This window comes from Saccharopolyspora sp. NPDC050642 (assembly GCF_040654735.1).
GTDB lineage: Bacteria > Actinomycetota > Actinomycetes > Mycobacteriales > Pseudonocardiaceae > Saccharopolyspora > Saccharopolyspora elongata.
Genome location: NZ_JBFAIN010000019.1, coordinates 1 through 18074, shown reverse-complemented (window position 1 = coordinate 18074; position 18074 = coordinate 1). Strand labels below are relative to the sequence as shown.

The following is an 18074-nucleotide window of genomic DNA, read 5'->3' as shown; positions in this document are numbered from 1 at the left end:
GGTGTCCCAGGGATTGGCAGCACCGCAGCGTGAGGAGATGTGCGATGGCTGGGCGCCTGCGGGTCGTGGTGATCGGCACGGGATACGCCGGGGCGGATGGGGTTGCGGTCCGATGAGCGCCGAGGAGACCTTCGTCGAGTACCGGCCGCTGCTGTTCACCATCGCCTACGAGATCCTCGGCAGCGCGGCCGGCGCGGTGGCGAACCCGCGCGCCTACCTCGCGCAGGTCGTCACCCGGCAGTCGCTCAACCAGCTGCGCGTGGCGCGGCGGCGACGTGAGGACTACGTCGGCGCGTGGCTCCCCGAACCGATCCGCACCGAACCCGACGCCGGCGACGACGCGGTCCTGGCCGAATCGGTGTCGGTGGCCATGCTGCTGGGCCTGGAGACGCTGTCGCCGAGGGAACGCGCGGTGTTCGTGCTCGGCGAGGTCTTCGGCTTCAGCCACCCCGGGATCGCCGCCATGGTCGGCAAGTCCGGCACCAACGTGCGGCAGATCGCGCATCGCGCCCGCGAGCACGTCCACGCCCGGCGCAAGCGCTTCCAGTCCGAGCCCGGGACGAGCCAGGCCGTCATCGGCAGGTGAACACAGCTCCACTGGCTGTCCACAGTGGCCGATCCGGGCGGCACGCGGTCCGCCCGGGTGGTCACGGTCCCCAGTCGATCAGCGCCTCCGCCACGGCAACCTGCACGTCGTTCAGCTCGGTTTCGCCGTCCTCGATGTCCCACAGGCAGTTCTGCAGCGCCCGCCCCAGCGTCCAGCCCGCCGCGCGCTGCCGATCCAGGCCCAGCACCTCGATCATCGCCTCGAAGCGCCGTCGCACCGCCGCGGCCACGTCGCCGGTGGCCACCACGTCGTCCCACCGGTTGTGCAACGCCGGCATCAGTTCGAAGCACGGGTCACCGGCCAGCGGCTGCGGGTCGATGGCCAGCCACGGTTCCCGTTGCGCCGCAAGCACGTTGTCGTAGTGCAGGTCCCAGTGCAGCAGCCGGTCGCCGGACTCGCCGCGCAACTCCTCGACCACGCCCGCGCAGTGCGCCAGCAGCCGCCGTTGCGCCGGATCGGACAGCCGCGCGCACGCCCCGGGCACGTCGGTGAGCATCGCGGCCGCGATGTCCGACAGCCGCCGCACGCCGGGCGGCGCGGGCACGGCGCTCAACCGCGCCAGCAGTCCGGCCAGGATCCGCGCCGCCGCCACATCATCGTCCACACTGGACAACGAGGTGGTCGCGAGCCGTTCCAGCAGCATGCTGCCCGAATCCGGATCGTGCTCCAGCAGCCGCACCGCGCCCCGCCCGCCCCACACCCGAAGCCCCACCGGCTCCCCGGCGGTGTCCTCGGTGACCGGCTGCAACTTCAGCACCGCGGTGCTGCCATCGGCGCGCACGACCGGCAGCACCAGCGCCACCATGCCGTGCCTGGGGGCGCCATCCGGGCGCAGCCGCCACGCCGCCAGCCGCTGCTCGGCCAGCGCGGGAAGCCTGTCGATCCAACCGGATCCGCGGGAGCTGGCGCGATGGGTCGCCGCGAGCGCGGCCGGAACCACCACAGCAGAAGACATCGTCGAAACACCCTTCGTCATCGGTGAACACGTGGACGAAGGAGTCCGGGGCGGGCCGCGAACACGTCAAAGCACGACGACCACTCTAGCCGCTGCTCGCAGCAGCACGACCATTCCTCCAGACGGGCTCGGCCTCCTGCTTGGATGAGCCCATGCGCCGATCACGCACGCTCGCCGCGCCCTGGCTGGGCCTCACGCTGGGCGCGGTCGCGTTGACCGGGTGCACCGCGCCGGCCGAGCCGCCCGCGTTACCGCCGGCCGGGGTATACGAACACGACGCGGCGGGGGAGAGTTCGACGGCCGAACCGATCGCGCCCGGCGGCACCGCCGCCGCGGTCACCGGCCCGTTGACCGACGCCGGCTGGTTCTGCGCGCAGGTCCGGGCCAACGCGGACGGGCGCGCCCTGTGGTGCCGGGTCGGCCACCGTGACGCCACGGACGCGGTCGCCCCGCAGGTGGCGCAGTTCCTCCTCGACCGCGACGACCGGCTCGCGTGGGCGTGGTTCCCGCCGCCCGACACGGCCCCCGGCGACGACGATCTGGTCACGGCCGCCGCGGCACCGGCGCTGTCCGCGATCTGGCCCGGCGCCGGTGACCGCATCCGGCAGGAGACCGACGACTTCGAACGCGACCGCGCGCAGCGCCGTGACACCACCGAGGTGCCGCGGACGGCGTGGCAGGACGCACGCGCCGACTACCTGCTGTCCGCGGTGGACGGGCTGGTCGTCACCGCCCGCGACACCTCGGTTCGGCGCTGGCCCTCCGGCGCCGAGCATTACGCGACGACGATGAGCTCCGCCGTTGACGACCTGCGGGCCGGCGGATACGACTGCGCCTACCCGCCGCAGCAGTCCTGCAACCGCGTCCAGTCCAACGGCTACTTCCAGGTCTCGCTGCGCGGCGACCAGATCGTCTCGGCCCAGTTCGGCATCGGCAGCTGGATCGAGGCCGGCCGGCAACTGCATCCGCTCAGCGAGGAATTCCCGCACGGACTCACGTTCCTCTCCGAGGAGGTGCGCCGCGCGGTCACCGACCGCATCGAGGACTGCCGCCGCTCCGGCACCGGCTTCGCCGGGATCGTGAACGGGACCGTCGTGATCGTCGACGCAAGCCAGGGCCCCGTCGACGGTGCCGACCACGTATCCTACCTCGACGTCCAGATCGGCGCACCACTGGCAGGCACCTGACCCGCCTCAGAACGGCACCCGCGCGTCGCGAAGCGCGCCCAGCACCGCGCTGTCACCGTGCTCCACGACCAGGTCCGTCTGCGGCTCGACGCGGCCGGAGAACATGCGCAGCACACCCATGGCATCACCGCGCACGGTCGCCACGGGCGCATCCGCCCCGATCTGCCAGCCACCGGAGACCACACCGGTGAGCTCCAGCACCAGCGGCGGCCCGGTCCACGCATCGTCGAGATCCCGCAGCACCTGCTCGACCACGCCGCGATCGTGCTCGTGCGCGGCGAACGCCCGCCCGGTCGCCCGGCAGATGTCGACGCGGTGCATCCACATGTCGCGGGCGAGCACCACATCCACCACATAACCCATCGCCACCGGCAGCGCTCCCGGATACCCGGTGTCGAACGTCTGGCTGCGCACCGACTCGGTCATGCCCGGCAGCGCCCGGATCACCTGCCGCCACAACGGCGCGAACTCGGCCGCCAGCTCACCGGCCTGCCGGTCCCGCCACGCGTCCACCGCCATCTCGTTCATCGCATCCAGCCGGTACAGCCGCGGATACCGCAGCGCGCCTTCCCGCGCCCGCAGCACCATGAGATCCGGGGCGAGCGCGGCCTCGGCGTTGCCGAGCACGTGGGCGACGACGTCGCGCACGCTCCAGCGTGGGCAGTCGGTGGTCATCAGCCACTCCTCGGCCGACAACTCGCCCAGCAGCGCCCGCATCGCCTCGACCTCCGGGCGCAACACCTCCGCTGCGTGCGCATGCTCGGTTCGCGCCACATCATGGGCCCGCACGATGGTGGTCATGATCCACCTCCTCGCTCGATCTCGGACAATCCCCGGATACCCCTGGGCGCCGCCGGCGACCCTCAGCGGCCGGTCCAGCGGTGCGGGGTCTTGTCCAGGAAAGCGCGCACCCCGTTGCGGAAGTCGTCGCTGCCGAACACGGTGCGCACCAGGTCGTCGCCGTCGGGCAGGTTCGCCAGCCGCAACCGGCGCACCGCTTCCTTGCCCGCCCACATCGTCAACGGCGCGTGCTGCGCCAGCCGCTCGGCCACACCCGCCACGGTCTCCGCCAGCTCACCGACCTCGCACAACTGCGCGACGAACCCCGCCGCATGCCCCTCGTCGGCGCTGAACATCCGCGCCCGCAACAACATGTCCTTCGCTCGCGCCGGCCCCAGGTGGAACACCAGCAGCGAATAGGTGTTCATCGACAGGCAGTTGCCCAGCGTCCGCGCCACCGGCACCCCGAACCGGCCCGTCGTCGTCGACACCCGGATGTCGCACGCCGCCGCCAACGCGATGCCCGCACCCACGCAGAACCCGGAGATCGCCGCGACCGTGGGCACCCTGGTGGTCTCCAACCGCTCCAGCACCGCCTCCATCCGCTGCTCGTAGGCCACCCCGTCCTCGCCGGAGGTGAACCCGGTGAACTGCGCGATGTCGGTGCCGGCCACGAACGCCTCGTCCCCGGCGCCGCGCAGCACCAGCACCCGGATGCCGTCATCGGCGTCGGCCGTCTCGCACGCGGCGACCAGCCCGTCGTACATCTCCCAGCTCATCGCGTTGCGCTGCCGCGGCCGGTTGAACGTCACCTGCAGCACGGACCCCTCGCGGGCCACCAGCAACTCGTCAGACATGCGACTCCTCTTCGGACTGCTCCGGCGCGGCGCGCCGGAGGAACACCCGGGCGCGGCGGGCGAGCGCCGGGCCGGCCAGCAGCACCGCCGCCAGCGCCAGGATCACCACCGCGATCGGCTTGGTCAGCACCAGCCACAGATTGCCGTCCAGCAGCGCCGAGGACTGCACCAGCGCCTTCTCGAACAACGCCCCGATGACCACCCCGACCACCAGCGGCGCCATCGGCAACTCGAAGCGCTTCATGCCGTAGCCGATGACCCCGAAGATCAGCACCAGCCACACGCTGAAGACGTTGTTGTCGATGGCGTAGGCCCCGACGAAGCTGGTGAACAGGATCAACGGGTACAGGTAGGCGTAGGGGATGCGCAGCAGCTGCGCGAACACCGGCGCCAACGGCAGGTTGAGCACCAGCAGGATCACGTTGCCGATGAAGAACGACACCAGCAGACCCCACACCAGCTCGGGCTGCTCCTCGAACAGCAGCGGCCCCGGCTGCACCCCGTAAACCGTCAACGCACCCAGCAGCACCGCCGTGGTCGCACCACCCGGGATGCCCAGCGTCAGCGTCGGGATGAAGTTGGCGTTCGCGGCGGCGTTGTTGGCGCTCTCCGGCGCCGCGACGCCCTGGATCGCGCCGTGCCCGAACTGCGCGGCGTTGCGGGAAACCCGCTTCTCCAGCCCGTAGGCCAGGAACGACGCCAGCGTCGACCCCGCGCCCGGCAGCGTGCCCAGCAGGAACCCGATCGCGCTGCCCCGGCCGATCGCGCCGGCCGAATCCCGGATGTCGCGGCGGCGGATCACCAGATCCCGGAACCGCGCCCGGATCGGCGTCGCCGCCCCCACCCGGATCTGGTACAGCACCTCGCCGACGGCGAACAACCCGATGACCACCTCGATGTAGGGGATGCCCGACAGCAGCTCGATGCTGCCGAAGGTGTAGCGGGCCTCGCCGGTGCCCGCGTCGATGCCCACGCACGCCAGCAGCACCCCGGCGCAGGCCATCGCCGCGGCCCGCAGCTTCGAACCGGTCGACAGCACCACCATCGTCACCAGCGCCAGCACCATCACCGCCAGGTTCTCCGGCGGCCCGAACCGCAACGCGAACTGCGCGAACGGCGGCGCGAGCGCGGCCAGCAGCACCAGCGACAGGATCGCCGCGGCGAACGACCCGATCGCCGCGATCGCCAGCGCCGCGCCCGCACGGCCCTGCCGCGCCATCTGATAACCGTCCAAAGTGGTCACCACGCTGGCCGCCTCGCCCGGTGTGGACAAAAGGACCGAGGTGATCGTGCCGCCGTACTGCGAGCCGTAGTAGATCCCGGCCAGCATGATCAGCGCGGTGACCGGCTCCACGGTCAGCGTCAGCGGGATCAGGATCGCCACCCCCGTGCTGGAACCCAGCCCGGGCAGCAACCCGATCACGGTCCCCAGCACCACGCCGACGAAGCACCACAACAGGTTCGTCGGCGTGAACGCAGTCGATAACCCCAGCAACAAGTTGTCGATCACTTGCGCCTCCGGTTCTCAGAAGCCGAACAAGCCGGTGGGCAGCGGTACCCGCAGCACCACCGCGAAGATCACGTGCATCGCCGCCGCCGACACCGCCGACAGCGCCAGCGCGGGCAGCACCCTGCGCCGCTCCAGCCAGGTGGAGATCACCAGCACCAGCAGCCCGAACGCGGTGACCATGCCCACCAGCGGCACCACCAGCAGCGCCGCGGGCAACAGCGCGAACACCCGCCGCAGGATCCACATCCGCTGCGCCGGCGTTCGCCCGAAGTCATCGGTGCCACCCTCCGGGGCGGCCGGGGCCGGCCGGCGCAGCTGCTCGACCAGCAGCAGCACCGAGAACACCGCCAGCAGGCCACCCGCCACCAGCGGCAGGAACCCCGGCCCGATCCGCGACTCCGGCAGCATCACCCCGTAACCGACCGCGCTGACCGCGAAACCCGCGCCCACCAGCGCAAGCCCGCCGAAGACCGCCACCTGCGGCGACCGCTGCCCGCTCATCGCCGCACCACCTGCGCCAGCAGCCCCTCGTTGTCCCGCAAGTACGCGGTGAACTCCTCACCGAAGGCCACCCGCGGCTGCAGGAACTCCGACTCGACGTACTCGGCGTAGGCGGGGGAGTCGGCGAAGCGGCGGGCCACCTCGATCCAGTACTCGGCGGCCTGCGGGTTGAGCCCGCCCGGCGCGATCATGCCGCGGAACTGCGCGAAGGACACCGGCACGCCCTGCTCCACCGACGTCGGGATCCCCGCCAGCTCCGGATAGGTGTAGCGCTGGTCGGCGAACACGCACAGCGCCTTGAGCTGCCCGGCCCGCAGCTGGCCGACGACCTCGCTGGGGTTCAGCGACGCCAGCTCCACCTGCCCGCCGAGCACCGCCGCCAGCGTCTCCCCGCCGCCCTCGTAGGGCACGGTGTCGAAATCGGCGCCGGCCACCCGCTCCATCTGCGAGAACACCACCGCATCCGGGCCCACCGCACCGGAAATCCCGGCCAGCACCCGCCGCCCGCGGCTTTGCGCCACCGCGTCCGCGCAACTGGTGATCGGCGACCCCGGCAGCGCCACCAGCAGCGTGTAGTCATCGCCGATCTTCATGATCGGCGTGAAGCTGCGGTAGGAGAACGCCACGTCGACGCTCAACGGCAGCGACAGCAACGACGTCTCGGTGGCCAGCAGGTAGTCCGGCGAACCCGCCTTGGCCAGGAAGTAGGAGTAGCCGACCGCGCCCTGCCCGCCCTCCCGGTTGTCGACGTTGACCCGCAGCCCCGGCTCCACTCCCGCGAGCCCGTCGGCCATCGCCCGGCCCGCGATGTCGCTGCCGCCACCGGCGGCGAAGGGCACCACCATCGTCACGTTCCCCGCCGGCCGCGACCCACCGGAACCTTCCTGCCCGGCGCTGCCGGTGGCGCACCCACCCAGCAGCACCGCCGCGCACAACGCGGCCAGCACGCCGCGACCCCGCAACAACACGCGCATCGCTGCTCCTCCTTGAGCTGCGTCGCGAAAAGAGGGAAGAAGTAGGGGATTTACTCGCCGGTGGCGATGACCCCGGACTCGCGCAACCGCTCCAGCTCCTTTGCACCGGCACCGGCCTCGGCCAGGATCTCCGCGGTGTGCGCGCCCAGCACCGGCCCGGCCGAGCCGCGGCGCGCCGGGGTCGCCGACATCCGCATCGGCGAACCGATCTGCCGCACCTCGCCGAGCTCCGGATGTGGCGCGTCCCAGAAGAAACCGCGCTGCCCGAGGTGGTCGTCGGTGAACACCCGGTCCATGGTCGCGATCGGCGCGCACGGCACCCCCGCGGCCACCAGCACGTCGACGATCTCCGCGGTGGTGCGCGACGCCGTGGCCACCTCGATGGCCGCGATGAGGCTGTCGCGGTGGTGGTAGCGGTCGTAGGAGCTGGTGTAGCGGTCGTCGTCGAGCAGTTCGGCGAGCCCGAGGGCGTGGCAGAAAGCCGGCCAGGTCTTCGTCGTGGTGGCCCCGACTGTCACCCACCCGTCCTTGCTGCGCACCGCCTGGTAGGGGGCGCTGTTCTGGTGCGCCGAACCGTGCGCGCGGCCGACCTCGCCGGTCGCGAAGTAGTTCCCCGCCTCCCACACCGCGAACGACACGCCCGCCTCGTACAGCGACACGTCCACGTGCTGACCCTCGCCGGTGTGCTCGCGGGCCCGCAGCGCGGCCATCGCGCCCATCGCGGAATACAGCCCGCACACCAGGTCGCACATCGGCACCCCGACCTTGGCCGGCTCCCCGCCGGGCGGGCCCGTGATGCTCATCAGCCCCGCGCGGGCCTGCGCCATGATGTCCAGCCCGGGCTGCGCGGCCAGCGGCCCGTCCTGCCCCCACCCCGACGCCGACACGTACACCAGCCGCGGGCTGCGGGCGTGCACGGCGTCGTAGCCGAAGCCCAGCGCGGACAGCGCGCCCGGCCGCAGGTTCTCCACCAGCACGTCCGCGGTGTCCAGCAGCGACCACAGCAGCCGCCGCCCTTCGTCGGTCTTCAGATCCAGCGCCACCGACCGCTTGTTGCGGTTGAGCCGCACGAACGGGGAGCTGTGGCCGTCGAGGAACGGCCCGGTCTGGCGCACCGGGTCACCGCCGGCGGGGTTTTCCACCTTGATGACGTCGGCACCGAGGTCGGCCAGTTGCATCGTCGCGAACGGCGCGGCCATGAACGCGCCGATCTCCACCACGCGCACCCCGTGCAACGGGGCCTGGGATCGGGAATCTGGGGGAGAAGTCATGCGCGGCTCCAAGAAATCCGGGCGAAAACCGGATACCGTGATCGGCATCACCTGACTTTTGTCTACAGCAGGCAGAACGGAGCTGACAAGCTTTGCCCCACGAGGTTGCCCCGAGCGGACCAGCGCCGCGGCACCGGCGCGAAAGCGCGCCGGAACCGGGCCCGGGAAGGGAAGACTGCTGGACGTGACCGGATCCGTTGAAGACAGCCCCGCGACTCGCCGGGCCCCGAGCATCGTCGGCCCACCGAGCCTGGTGGAGCTGGCCGCCGCGACGCTGCGCCGCATGATCATCGGCGGCGACCTGTTGTGCGGGCAGCGCATCGTGGAGAACCGACTGACCCACGAGCTGGGCATCAGCCGGCCACCGCTGCGGGAAGCGCTGCGGGTGCTCGAACGCGAAGGCCTCGTGCGGCAGGTGCCGCGCAAAGGCGTGATCGTGACCCCGCTGACGCTGCACGACATCTACGAGATCTGCACCCTGCGCGCCGAATTCGAACGCCTCGCGGTGCGCCTGGGCGTGCCGGTCACCGAACCCGCCCGGCTGCGCCGCTGCCGGCAGGCCCTGCAGCGCATGGACGACGCCGCGGGTACCGGCGACGAACCGGCCTTCATGGAATGCTCCTTCGAGTTCCACCTGTCGGTCGTCGGCCTGTCCGGGCACCAGCGCCTCGAAGACGCCTACCGGTCGCTGCAGCTGCAGATGATGCTGTCCATGGCGCTGAACAGGAAAGCCCGCCAGGGCCGCGAAAGCCTCGCCGAGGACGTGGCCCGCCACCGGCGCCTGCTGTCGGTCATCGAGGCCGGCGACCCCGACGGGGTGCTCACCGAACTCGCCGAGCACGGCGACCGCACCTTCCTCGACGGCATCGAGACCAAAGTGGACGGACACACCGACGTGGCGCTGCAGTGGTTGCGGCGGCAGCGGGAGAAACAGGAGGAATTGTGAGTTCAGGCCCCTCGCACACGCTGACCATCGACGGGATCGCCCCGCAGCTCGACGCCGACGTGTTCGTCGCGCCCGGCGCCGCGCTCATCGGCCGCGTGCGCCTGGCCGCCGGCGCGAGCGTCTGGTACAACGCCGTGCTGCGCGGCGACCAGGAGAACATCAGCGTCGGCACCCGCAGCAACATCCAGGACGGCTGCGTCGTGCACGCCGACCCCGGCTTCCCGGCCGAGATCGGCACCGGCGTCACCGTCGGCCACAAAGCGGTCCTGCACGGCTGCACCGTGGAAGACGACTGCCTGATCGGCATGGGCGCCGTGGTGCTCAACGGCGCCCGCGTCGGCGCCGGATCGCTGATCGCGGCCGGCGCCGTGGTCCTGGAAGGCACCGAGATCCCGCCGGGCTCGATGGTCGCCGGCACCCCGGGCAAGGTCCGCCGCGAACTCACCGAAGAAGAACGGGCCCGCCTCAAGCTCTCCGCCGAGCACTACGTCACGCTGGCCGCCAAACACCGCGAAGCCCTCTCCTGAAACACGCGCAGCCCGAGCGGGCCGCCCCCCGGCAGGGGCGGCCCGCTCGGGCTGCAGCAGGGCCCTCGAAAAGTGGTTAGACGCGGCCAGCCTGGAGGACCAGCTTGCCCGTGGTAGAGCCCGATTCGATACGCCGGTGCGCCTCGACGGCACGCTCCAGCGGCAGAATCTCGACCTGAGAGCGAAGCTTGCCGCCGGCGGCGGCCTCCACCGCACGGCGCAGCGCCGTCCCGGTGTCAGAGGCATAGGCGGCGGCAAAGGCGGCCAGGTTGAACCCGGAGACGGTCTTGTTGGTGAACCACAGTTCGTTGGCCGACATTCCGACGTCCTCGGCGCCGGACGCATTGCCCATCACCACCATTCGGCCCATCGGGGTGAGCCGGTCCAAGCTGGCGCGGCGCATCGGGCCACCGACCATGTCGACGACGACGTCGAACTCACCCGCGCCGACGAGTTCCTCTCGCAGGATCACCTCGTCGTAGCCGAACGCCTTGGCGGTTTCGAGCTTGGCCGCACTGCCGACCGTGCCCACCACCCGGCCCGCGCCCAGTAGACGCGCTGCCTGGCCGAGCTGACTGCCGACACCACCGGCAGCGGCGTGCACCAGCACGCTCTCACCCGGTTCGATGCGGGCGACCCGGTCGAGCACCAGGAACGCGGTGGTGCTGTTCGACGGCAGCGCCGCGGCCAGATCCAGGCCCAGGTCGTGGCCGTCGAGCGCCGCGACCAGTTCGGCGGAGGTCGTCACCACCTCGGCGTAGCCGCCGCTGTCGACGATGGTGAGCGCGGCGACGGGCTGGCCGACTGAGAAACCCTTTACGCCGGGACCGAGCGCGCGGATCCGGCCGGACACCTCGATACCGGGCACGAACGGCAGCGGCACGTCCACCACGCCCTGCCGGTAGAGGACCTCGGCGAAGTTCGCTCCCGCGTAGGCCACGTCGATGGAAACCTGGCCGGGACCGGGCTCGGGAACGTCAACGGTGTCCAACCGCAGCACGTCGGCGGGACCGAACTCGGGGATGGTGACTGCTTTCATCTGCGCGTCGCTGCTCATGGCAATGATCCTGCGGGCCCGGCGCGCGGCGAAGCAGTGTCAGTTCGTGGTGGGTGTGCCACCACCAGGCTGCGACCGCAGCAGTCGCTCCAGCCGTTGGGTGGTGCCGGTACCGGGGCGCGGGTTGTGCAGGATCAGATGGTGGCCGGGGTGCTCGGGAACCGGGAACAGGGTGGCGTCGAAGACCAGCAGCCCGGCCTCGGGGTGATCGACCGCCTTCACCGCGGTGGAGTGCTCGGCCGCGTCGTGGCGCGCCCACAGCTCGGCGAACTCCGCGCTGACCTGTGCCAGGTCCTCGGCGATGCGGTCGAACTCGGGATCGTCGGGATAGCGGGCGGCGTCAGCGCGGAATCCCGCCGCAACCGCCGGGGCGATCTCCTCCCAATGCTGGTGCAGCACGCGATAGCGGGCGTTGGTGAAGTACGAGACCAGACAGTTGTGATCGGTCTCGCCGTACCCGAACACCAGCCGCGCCGCCTCGTTGACAGCGGTGAAGTTCCAATGCCGGTCGCGGATGTAGCCCGGCCCCGGAGCCCAAGCATCCAGCAGTCGCCGCATCTGCGGTGACGCCGGAACCGACGGCGCGGCCTGCCGCTGCGGCGGGTTGAGCCCGGCCAACCGGTACAGGTGCGTGCGCTCGACCTCGTCGAGCAGCAAAGCGCGGGCGACCGCGTCGAGCACGTCGTCGGACACCTTGATGTCGCGGCCCTGCTCCAGCCACGTGTACCAGGACACCCCCACCCCGGCCAGCACCGCGACTTCCTCGCGCCGCAACCCCGGAGTCCGCCGCCGCCCCGCCTCGGGCAACCCCACCTCGGTCGGCGCCAACCGCTCGCGGCGACTGCGCAGGAACTCGCGCAGCTCCGCACGACGCCGGTCCCGCGGTGCACCGCGCTGCTGATCAAGATCGACGGTGGTACTCACCGGCCCACGATAGCCCCGGCCCGTCCGGCCACGACCACCGCAGACGGCCACCGGCAATCTCCCCACAAGAAGCAACAGCACTTGCATAAGCACTGTTACAGTTCGGGGGTGAGCTCGCCACGAGACTCCCGGCCACGAGATTCCGATCCCACCGAAGAAGAAAGTGCCTGGCAGCCCCTGCGCCGGCTGCTTTCCGCGATGGACGACGAAATCGCCCACCTCTACGCGGAACGCGAGCTGCCGGGCATCCGCCCGCGGTTCGTCATGCCCCTGATCCGCCTCGGCCACCGCGGCGCCATGACCATCCGCGAACTCGCCGACGCCCTGGACGTGACCCACTCGGCGATGAGCCAGACCGTGAGCGCCATGCGCCGCGAAGGACTGGTGCGCAGCGTCGCGGGCACCGACGCGCGCACCCGCCAGGTGACGCTGACCAAACGCGCCCACGCGCTCCTCCCGCTGCTGGAAGCCGAGTGGCGGGCCACCGAACAGGCCGTCCGCGAGCTGGAAGGCGAACTGCCGCACCCGCTCAGCGAAGTGGTCCGGGACTTGGAGGAGGCCCTGGCGCGGCGCTCGTTCCACGACCGGATCACCCACCACCTCCGGCGGTCGCCGGAACAGTCCTCGTGAGCCTGGCGGACCGGCTGCTGGACACCCGGCCGCTGCGCACCAGCGCCGCCTTCCGCCGCCTGTGGGCGGGAAACGCCCTCTCCGCACTGGGCGGGCAGCTGACGGTGGTCGCGGTGCTCTTCCAGATGTGGGAGCTCACCGGCAGCCCCCTCGCGGTGGGCGCGATCGGCCTCGTCCAGTCCGTTGCGATGGTCGTCTTCGGGCTGCTCGGCGGGGCGCTGGCCGACGCCGTCGACCGCCGGCGCCTGGTGCTGCTCACGACCGTCATCCAGCTGCTGGCCGCCGGACTGCTCGCCGTGCACGCCTCCTCCGGCGCCGCCTCGATGTGGGGGCTGCTCGCGCTCACGGCGCTGCAGACGGCCGGCGGCGGGCTGGGCGCGCCCGCCCGCAAGACGTTCGTGGTGCGCCTGCTGCCCGCCGACCAGGTCGGCGCGGGCATCGCCTTGACCAACCTCGCCTTCCAGGCCGCCATGCTGATCGGCCCCGCCATCGCGGGCGTGGTGGTGGCCCGGTGGGGCGTGGACGCCTGCTACCTGCTCGACGCGCTGACGTTCGCCGCCGCGCTCTACGGCGTGCTGCGGCTACCCGCCATGCGACCGCAGGGGGAGACCGTTCGCCCCGGGGCCCGAGCGATCTGGGAAGGCTGGCGATTCATCACCGGCAAACCCCTGCTGCACGGCGCGCTGCTCAGCGACGTCCTCGCGACCGTGACGGCCATGCCGATGGCGCTGTTCCCGCTGATCAACGCAGAGCGCTTCGGCGGGCACCCGGAAACCCTGGGGCTGTTCTTCTCCGCGGTCGCCGTCGGCGGACTCGCGGCGGGCGCCGCCTCCGGCATGGTGACCCGCGCCCGCCGGCCGGGCGCGGTCATGCTGGCCGCGGCCGGAGCATGGGGCCTGGCACTGGCCGGATTCGGCCTGGCACAGCCGCTGTGGCTGGCGCTGACCTGCCTCGCCGCGGCCGGCGCGGCCGACACCACCTCGGTGATCACGCGCGGGGCGATCGTGCAGCTGGCGACGCCGGACTCGCACCGCGGCCGGGTCAGCGCCGTGGACCACATCGTCGGCGTCTCCGGCCCCGACCTGGGCAACTTCCGGGGCGGCCTGGTCGCCGACGCGACATCGGCGGCGTTCGCGGCCTTCTCCGGCGGAGCGCTCTGCGTCGTCGGCATCGTCGTGCTCGCGCTGACGAACACGTCCCTGCGCCGATTCGAGAACACTGCCCTGGAGCTGCCCGGCCGGTAGCCGGAAAACGCTACGGCGCCGCGGGGTTGGCGCCCACCACGACCGTGGCGTCCAGCTCTTCGCAACCGGCCACCCGCGGGACCAGCCCGGCATCGGCGAAGAGCTCCGCGGTGTGCGGTGCCTGGCGGCGGCTGGTCTCGATCAGCAGGTGCCCGCCCGGCGCGAGCCACTGCGGCGCCGCGGCCGCCACCCGGCGTTGGACGTCCAGGCCATCGGCGCCGCCGTCCAGCGCCACCTGCGGCTCGTGCAGCCGCGCCTCCGGGGGCATCAGATCGACCTCGTCGGAGGGCACGTAGGGGGCATTGACCACCAGGACCTCGACGCGGCCCCGCAACGCCACCGGAAGCGCCCGGTAGAGGTCGCCTTCGAAGACCTCACCAGTGATGTTGCGGCGCGCGCAGCGCACCGCCGCGGGATCCACGTCCGCGGCGAACAACTCCACCGGAAGCCGCGCGGCAAGCGCGGCGCCGACCGCACCCGACCCGCAGCACAGGTCGACCACGACCGAGTGCGGCCGGGCCAGCGCTGCGGCCTGCTCGACGAGGAACTCGGTGCGGCGACGGGGAACGAACACCCCGGGATCCACGGCGATGCGCAGACCGCAGAACTCCGCCCAGCCCAGCACCTGCTCCAGCGGCAGGCCATCGACCCGGCGCTGCACCATGCCGGAAAGCTCGGCCGGGTCGGCGGCCGCCGACAGCAGCAGCCGCGCCTCGTCCTCGGCGAACACACAACCAGCAGCGCGCAGGCTGCTCACAACAGCGGAAAAAGATGATGACAACACAGGAATGAGAAGTGCCTTTCGGTGACCACGAGCGCTCTCAGCGACGCCGGTCACGGCGACGGAAGGAGAGCACCCGGCCTGCAACAGCGGTAATGGGTCTCACCTCCTCGGTCTCGCACGATGCGGCAACACTAGCAGCAGCCCGGGGCGGGCCCGCCCGCCACCCGGCGGTCCACATCGGACGAATGGGGTTCATTCCTCGTAGGTGATCCGGTACTTCGCGGCGATGGCGTTGAGCGCGGCGGGATCCAGCCGGCCACCGGAGCTCACCTGGGTGCGGGCCTCGATCAGGTCCTCGACGAAGCATTCCCACCCGCCCGGGGCGGAGATCTGCAGCACGCGCGGCGGCGGCGTGGACCCCGGCCGCAGGGCGTGCGGAACACCGTGCGGCAGGAGCACGAACTGTCCCCGGGTCGCGGCGTGGACCCGCCCGTCGAACTCCACGGCGAGGGCCCCGTCGAGCACGTAGATGCACTCGTCCGCCTCGTGGTGGACGTGCCGGGGGATCTCCTGGGCGACGACGACCTCCAGCAGCGAGAACGCCCCGCCGGTATCACCGCTGCGCGCCTTGACGGCGAAGGCGGGCGGAACCCGCAGGCGCCCCGGCCGCGCCTGCCCCGCCTCCAGGACGAAGAACCGGCTCGCATCCCCGCCGTCGCCGCCCGCGTCGCCGAGGCGGTAGCGCATGCCGTACCGCGCGCCGATCTCGTTGATCTTCGCCCAGTCCCGGCTGCCGTCCTCCCGCATCAGGGTCTGCCCGGCCTCACTCACGTCCTCGAGGTAGCGCTCCCAGCCGCCGGGGGCCGACAGCTGCAGCGCGTGGACCGGCGCCTCGGAGAGGTTGCGCATGGCGTGGGTGACGCCGCGGGGGAGCAGGGCGCACATCCCGGCGGTCAGCCGGTGGGTGCGGCCGCCGAAGTCGATGCCCAGCTCGCCGCCGAGGACGTAGACGAACTCGTCGAACGTGTCGTGCACGTGCGCGGGAATGCTGCCGTCGCCGTTGTTCTCCAGCAGCGACAGCCGCCCACCGGTGTCGGCGACGCCGGCCTTGACCGTCGTCCACGGCGGCAGCGGCACCCGTGCCGGACGGGACTCGCCGGGGTTCAGGAAGATGAAGCGGTCGTGGGACATGGAGTAACCTCCCATTAAGCGGATTCGGAATCCGATTCCGTTTTTTTTCGAGGCTACGCGAGATCGTTGGAGTGTCAATGTCGCCTGCCGGGAAGCCGCGCGCCGATGCCGAACGCAACCGCGCCCAGGTGCTGACCGTCGCCCGCGACCTGCTCGCCGAACGCGGCGAACAGGTCCAGATGGCCGAGGTCGCCCGCGCGGCCGGCGTCGGCGTCGGCACCGTCTACCGGCATTTCCCCACCCGGCAGGCGCTGGTCGAAGCGGTCGCGGAGGAGCGCTTCGCCGCGATCCTCGCCTTCGGCGAGGCGCAGTGCTTGCCCGACCCCGACACCCGGCAGGCCCTCACCGCCTTCCTGCACCGCATCGGCGAAGTCCACGAGAACGAACGCGGCCTCTCCGGTGCCATCGAGTCCGTCCTGGGCTCCACGGCACCGCAGGGCGAGGTGAGCACCCGGCTGCTGGCCTTCGGGGAAACCCTGGTCGAACGCGGCAAAGCCGACGGCACCCTGGCCGCCGAGGCGACCGTGGCCGACCTGTACATGATCGTCGGCGCGCTGGCGACGGTCAGCCGCGCGGCCATCGGCGACTGGCGCCGCTTCGTCGACATCGCCCTCGCGGGCCTGCGGCCCCGCGACTGACCTCCGGTCTCAGCCGGCGGGCTCGTAGTCCAGGCCGAGCCCGCCGCACATCTCGCGCAGGCAGTCCTCGAAGACCGGGCGCAGGTCGGAGAAGGCGAAGTCCAGCTGGTTCAGGACCTCCATGCACAGCAGGCCGTAGAGCCGGATCCACCACGACAGGAACACGTGCGCGGCCTCCGGCGGCAGGCGTCCCGCCAGCGACTCCGAATACACGGCCAGCTGCTCGCGCAGGGATGGATCAAGGCCGGAAACCTCGGGCACCAGGAACGGCCGTTCCTGCCACAACTCGGCTACCTGATCCAGGAAGACCTGCTCGAAGCGTTGCCCCGCGACGTGGCGCGCGGAGTCCGGCCGCCGGTTGGGCGGCGCCAGGGGGCTGGCGAAGATCCAGCCGAACTCGGCGGGGTGGGCCACCGCCCAGTCCCGCATGGCTCGGCAGGCAGCCAGCAACCGCCGGGCGTGCGCGCCGGCGGGATGGGCGTCGCGGGCGACGAGCATCGCCTCGGTCAGTTCACGGCAGAAACCCGCCGCCGTCGCGCCCACCAGCTCGTCATGACCGGCGAAGTAGTGGTAGAGGGCGGGGCCGGTCATCCCCACCTCGCGGGCGACCGCGTTGATCGTCACCGCGGCCGAGCCCTTCGTCGTCAACAGCGTGCGCACCGCCTCGTGGATCTCGTCCAGGGTGGCCTGCCGGAGCCGGTCCCGTCGGCTCGTGGTCTGCGGTGGCATGCGTCGACCTCCTCGTTCCCGTCATTGACACCCTAGATCATCTATGTTTACTTAATATCTCTAAACAAACTTAGAGTCATTAAGGAGTCACGTGGAAGTCCGATGGTGGACCCCGGCGGCGATCGCGCGCGCCCCGCTACGCCGGTTACAGCACCTGGCGGATGATCGTGGCCACCCGCCCGGTCGGGGAGGCCGCCGAAACCTGGGGCAGGGGCGAACGCTTCGGCTACTCACCGCTGCCCGACGGGCGCACCTACTGCTACGCCATGGTCAACGCCCCGCAATCCCGCGGCGGCGGACTGACCGAACTGCGCGAGCGCTTCCGCGACTGGCACGACCCGATCCCGGCGCTGCTCGGCGCGGCGCAGGAAGCCGACGTGCTGCACCACGACACCTACGAGCTGCCCGACCTGGACACCTATGTCGCCGGGAAAGTCGCGCTGCTCGGCGACGCCGCGCATGCCATGACCCCGAACCTGGGGCAAGGCGCGTGCCAGGCGCTGGAGGACGCGGTGGTGCTCGCCTCGGCCGTGGCCGGCTCCAGGCCGGCCGGGCTGGCCGACTACGACCGGCTGCGCAGGCCGCGGACGCAGATGATCGTCCGCCGGTCACGGCGGATCGGGGAGCTCGCCCACTGGTCGGCACCCGTGCCGGTCGCGGCACGCAACGCCGCGATGCGGCTGATGCCGCGGTCGAGCTTCACGCGGTCGATGAGGCCGGTCGTCGACTGGGCGCCCTGATCCCGCCCGAAACGCACTGGTGCCGTGCACCCGCTGCGGTACGACCGCGACCTTGCTGCGCGCCGCGACCGGGTCGCCCGCC

General features: G+C 71.7%; 19 protein-coding genes and 1 pseudogene. 8 read left to right on the top strand and 12 right to left on the bottom strand.

What is annotated here, in order from left to right; all coding sequences use genetic code 11:
• Positions 1–112: 112 nt before the first annotated feature.
• Positions 113–541 (top strand): annotated as a pseudogene (locus AB0H93_RS26085) (sigma factor-like helix-turn-helix DNA-binding protein); the annotation flags it as partial.
• A 106-nt stretch (positions 542–647) separates the two neighbouring features.
• Here the strand turns inward: AB0H93_RS26085 and AB0H93_RS26080 are convergent.
• Positions 648–1562 (bottom strand): aminoglycoside phosphotransferase family protein, encoded by a 915-nt coding sequence (locus AB0H93_RS26080; protein ID WP_358575815.1) that lies wholly within the window; start codon positions 1560–1562, stop codon positions 648–650.
• Between the two features lie 152 nt (positions 1563–1714).
• Between AB0H93_RS26080 and AB0H93_RS26075 the strand changes: the two genes are divergently transcribed.
• Positions 1715–2749 (top strand): hypothetical protein, encoded by a 1035-nt coding sequence (locus AB0H93_RS26075; protein WP_358575814.1) that lies wholly within the window; start codon positions 1715–1717, stop codon positions 2747–2749.
• A gap of 6 nt (positions 2750–2755) precedes the next feature.
• Here the strand turns inward: AB0H93_RS26075 and AB0H93_RS26070 are convergent, their stop codons facing one another.
• From AB0H93_RS26070 to AB0H93_RS26045, 6 genes are all read right to left on the bottom strand, one after another.
• On the bottom strand, positions 2756–3550 hold the full coding sequence (locus AB0H93_RS26070; protein WP_358575813.1) for a maleylpyruvate isomerase family mycothiol-dependent enzyme: 795 nt from the start codon (positions 3548–3550) through the stop codon (positions 2756–2758).
• Positions 3551–3612: 62 nt separating this feature from the next.
• Positions 3613–4386, bottom strand: coding sequence for an enoyl-CoA hydratase/isomerase family protein (locus AB0H93_RS26065; RefSeq protein ID WP_358575812.1), 774 nt, complete (start codon positions 4384–4386; stop codon positions 3613–3615).
• Entirely contained in the window at positions 4379–5896 is a 1518-nt protein-coding gene (locus AB0H93_RS26060) for a tripartite tricarboxylate transporter permease (protein ID WP_358575811.1), read from the bottom strand. The genes AB0H93_RS26065 and AB0H93_RS26060 overlap by 8 nt, the downstream gene beginning before the upstream one ends.
• Positions 5897–5911: 15 nt before the next feature.
• Positions 5912–6397: a tripartite tricarboxylate transporter TctB family protein gene (locus AB0H93_RS26055; protein ID WP_358575810.1), complete on the bottom strand. Its 486-nt coding sequence runs from the start codon at positions 6395–6397 to the stop codon at positions 5912–5914.
• On the bottom strand, positions 6394–7371 hold the full coding sequence (locus tag AB0H93_RS26050; protein WP_358575809.1) for a tripartite tricarboxylate transporter substrate binding protein: 978 nt from the start codon (positions 7369–7371) through the stop codon (positions 6394–6396). The genes AB0H93_RS26055 and AB0H93_RS26050 overlap by 4 nt, the downstream gene beginning before the upstream one ends.
• 50 nt (positions 7372–7421) lie before the next feature.
• Positions 7422–8642: a CaiB/BaiF CoA-transferase family protein gene (locus AB0H93_RS26045; protein ID WP_358575807.1), complete on the bottom strand. Its 1221-nt coding sequence runs from the start codon at positions 8640–8642 to the stop codon at positions 7422–7424.
• 184 nt (positions 8643–8826) lie between these two features.
• On the opposite strand from AB0H93_RS26045, the gene AB0H93_RS26040 reads away from it, so the two are divergent.
• Together AB0H93_RS26040 and AB0H93_RS26035 are read left to right on the top strand one after the other, a co-directional pair.
• Positions 8827–9588: a GntR family transcriptional regulator gene (locus AB0H93_RS26040; protein WP_358575806.1), complete on the top strand. Its 762-nt coding sequence runs from the start codon at positions 8827–8829 to the stop codon at positions 9586–9588.
• The gene (locus tag AB0H93_RS26035) at positions 9585–10115 is read left to right on the top strand and encodes a gamma carbonic anhydrase family protein (RefSeq protein ID WP_358575805.1); all 531 of its coding nucleotides are present in this window, start codon (positions 9585–9587) and stop codon (positions 10113–10115) included. The genes AB0H93_RS26040 and AB0H93_RS26035 overlap by 4 nt, the downstream gene beginning before the upstream one ends.
• Positions 10116–10191: 76 nt before the next feature.
• Here AB0H93_RS26035 and AB0H93_RS26030 read toward each other — a convergent pair whose 3' ends face one another.
• Together AB0H93_RS26030 and AB0H93_RS26025 are read right to left on the bottom strand one after the other, a co-directional pair.
• Entirely contained in the window at positions 10192–11172 is a 981-nt protein-coding gene (locus AB0H93_RS26030) for a zinc-binding dehydrogenase (protein ID WP_358575804.1), read from the bottom strand.
• A 39-nt stretch (positions 11173–11211) separates the two neighbouring features.
• On the bottom strand, positions 11212–12096 hold the full coding sequence (locus AB0H93_RS26025; RefSeq protein WP_358575803.1) for a helix-turn-helix transcriptional regulator: 885 nt from the start codon (positions 12094–12096) through the stop codon (positions 11212–11214).
• Between the two features lie 198 nt (positions 12097–12294).
• Here AB0H93_RS26025 and AB0H93_RS26020 point away from each other — a divergent pair, with 198 nt between their 5' ends.
• A complete protein-coding gene (locus AB0H93_RS26020; protein WP_358575956.1) occupies positions 12295–12726 on the top strand; it encodes a MarR family transcriptional regulator in 432 nt (143 codons plus the stop codon).
• Positions 12723–13970, top strand: coding sequence for an MFS transporter (locus AB0H93_RS26015; RefSeq protein ID WP_358575802.1), 1248 nt, complete (start codon positions 12723–12725; stop codon positions 13968–13970). Before AB0H93_RS26020 ends, AB0H93_RS26015 begins: the two co-directional genes overlap by 4 nt.
• Positions 13971–13980: 10 nt before the next feature.
• On the opposite strand, the gene AB0H93_RS26010 is transcribed toward AB0H93_RS26015, so the two are convergent.
• Both AB0H93_RS26010 and AB0H93_RS26005 read right to left on the bottom strand, forming a co-directional pair.
• Complete coding sequence (locus tag AB0H93_RS26010; protein WP_358575801.1) at positions 13981–14727, bottom strand: putative protein N(5)-glutamine methyltransferase; 747 nt, start codon at positions 14725–14727, stop codon at positions 13981–13983.
• A 219-nt stretch (positions 14728–14946) separates the two neighbouring features.
• The gene (locus AB0H93_RS26005) at positions 14947–15885 is read right to left on the bottom strand and encodes a cupin domain-containing protein (protein ID WP_358575799.1); all 939 of its coding nucleotides are present in this window, start codon (positions 15883–15885) and stop codon (positions 14947–14949) included.
• 77 nt (positions 15886–15962) lie between these two features.
• Between AB0H93_RS26005 and AB0H93_RS26000 the strand changes: the two genes are divergently transcribed.
• Complete coding sequence (locus tag AB0H93_RS26000) at positions 15963–16523, top strand: helix-turn-helix domain-containing protein (protein ID WP_358575797.1); 561 nt, start codon at positions 15963–15965, stop codon at positions 16521–16523.
• Positions 16524–16532: 9 nt separating this feature from the next.
• On the opposite strand, the gene AB0H93_RS25995 is transcribed toward AB0H93_RS26000, so the two are convergent.
• Positions 16533–17252, bottom strand: coding sequence for a TetR/AcrR family transcriptional regulator (locus AB0H93_RS25995; RefSeq protein WP_358575796.1), 720 nt, complete (start codon positions 17250–17252; stop codon positions 16533–16535).
• A 161-nt stretch (positions 17253–17413) separates the two neighbouring features.
• Between AB0H93_RS25995 and AB0H93_RS25990 the strand changes: the two genes are divergently transcribed.
• Positions 17414–17992 carry an FAD-dependent monooxygenase gene (locus tag AB0H93_RS25990; RefSeq protein WP_358575795.1) on the top strand — a complete coding sequence of 193 codons (579 nt, stop codon included), beginning with the start codon at positions 17414–17416 and terminating at the stop codon, positions 17990–17992.
• Positions 17993–18074: the final 82 nt, after the last annotated feature.

Bases quoted from the DNA above. Each gene is read 5' to 3' on its own strand.
- AB0H93_RS26050 (WP_358575809.1), bottom strand. From the start codon at position 7,371: ATGCGCGTGTTGTTGCGGGGTCGCGGCGTGCTGGCCGCGTTGTGCGCG.
- AB0H93_RS26030 (WP_358575804.1), bottom strand. From the start codon at position 11,172: ATGAGCAGCGACGCGCAGATGAAAGCAGTCACCATCCCCGAGTTCGGT.
- AB0H93_RS26080 (WP_358575815.1), bottom strand. From the start codon at position 1,562: ATGTCTTCTGCTGTGGTGGTTCCGGCCGCGCTCGCGGCGACCCATCGC.
- AB0H93_RS26075 (WP_358575814.1), top strand. From the start codon at position 1,715: ATGCGCCGATCACGCACGCTCGCCGCGCCCTGGCTGGGCCTCACGCTG.
- AB0H93_RS26020 (WP_358575956.1), top strand. From the start codon at position 12,295: ATGGACGACGAAATCGCCCACCTCTACGCGGAACGCGAGCTGCCGGGC.
- AB0H93_RS26000 (WP_358575797.1), top strand. From the start codon at position 15,963: ATGTCGCCTGCCGGGAAGCCGCGCGCCGATGCCGAACGCAACCGCGCC.
- AB0H93_RS26070 (WP_358575813.1), bottom strand. From the start codon at position 3,550: ATGACCACCATCGTGCGGGCCCATGATGTGGCGCGAACCGAGCATGCG.
- AB0H93_RS25995 (WP_358575796.1), bottom strand. From the start codon at position 17,252: ATGCCACCGCAGACCACGAGCCGACGGGACCGGCTCCGGCAGGCCACC.
- AB0H93_RS25990 (WP_358575795.1), top strand. From the start codon at position 17,414: ATGATCGTGGCCACCCGCCCGGTCGGGGAGGCCGCCGAAACCTGGGGC.
- AB0H93_RS26005 (WP_358575799.1), bottom strand. From the start codon at position 15,885: ATGTCCCACGACCGCTTCATCTTCCTGAACCCCGGCGAGTCCCGTCCG.
- AB0H93_RS26065 (WP_358575812.1), bottom strand. From the start codon at position 4,386: ATGTCTGACGAGTTGCTGGTGGCCCGCGAGGGGTCCGTGCTGCAGGTG.
- AB0H93_RS26045 (WP_358575807.1), bottom strand. From the start codon at position 8,642: ATGACTTCTCCCCCAGATTCCCGATCCCAGGCCCCGTTGCACGGGGTG.
- AB0H93_RS26055 (WP_358575810.1), bottom strand. From the start codon at position 6,397: ATGAGCGGGCAGCGGTCGCCGCAGGTGGCGGTCTTCGGCGGGCTTGCG.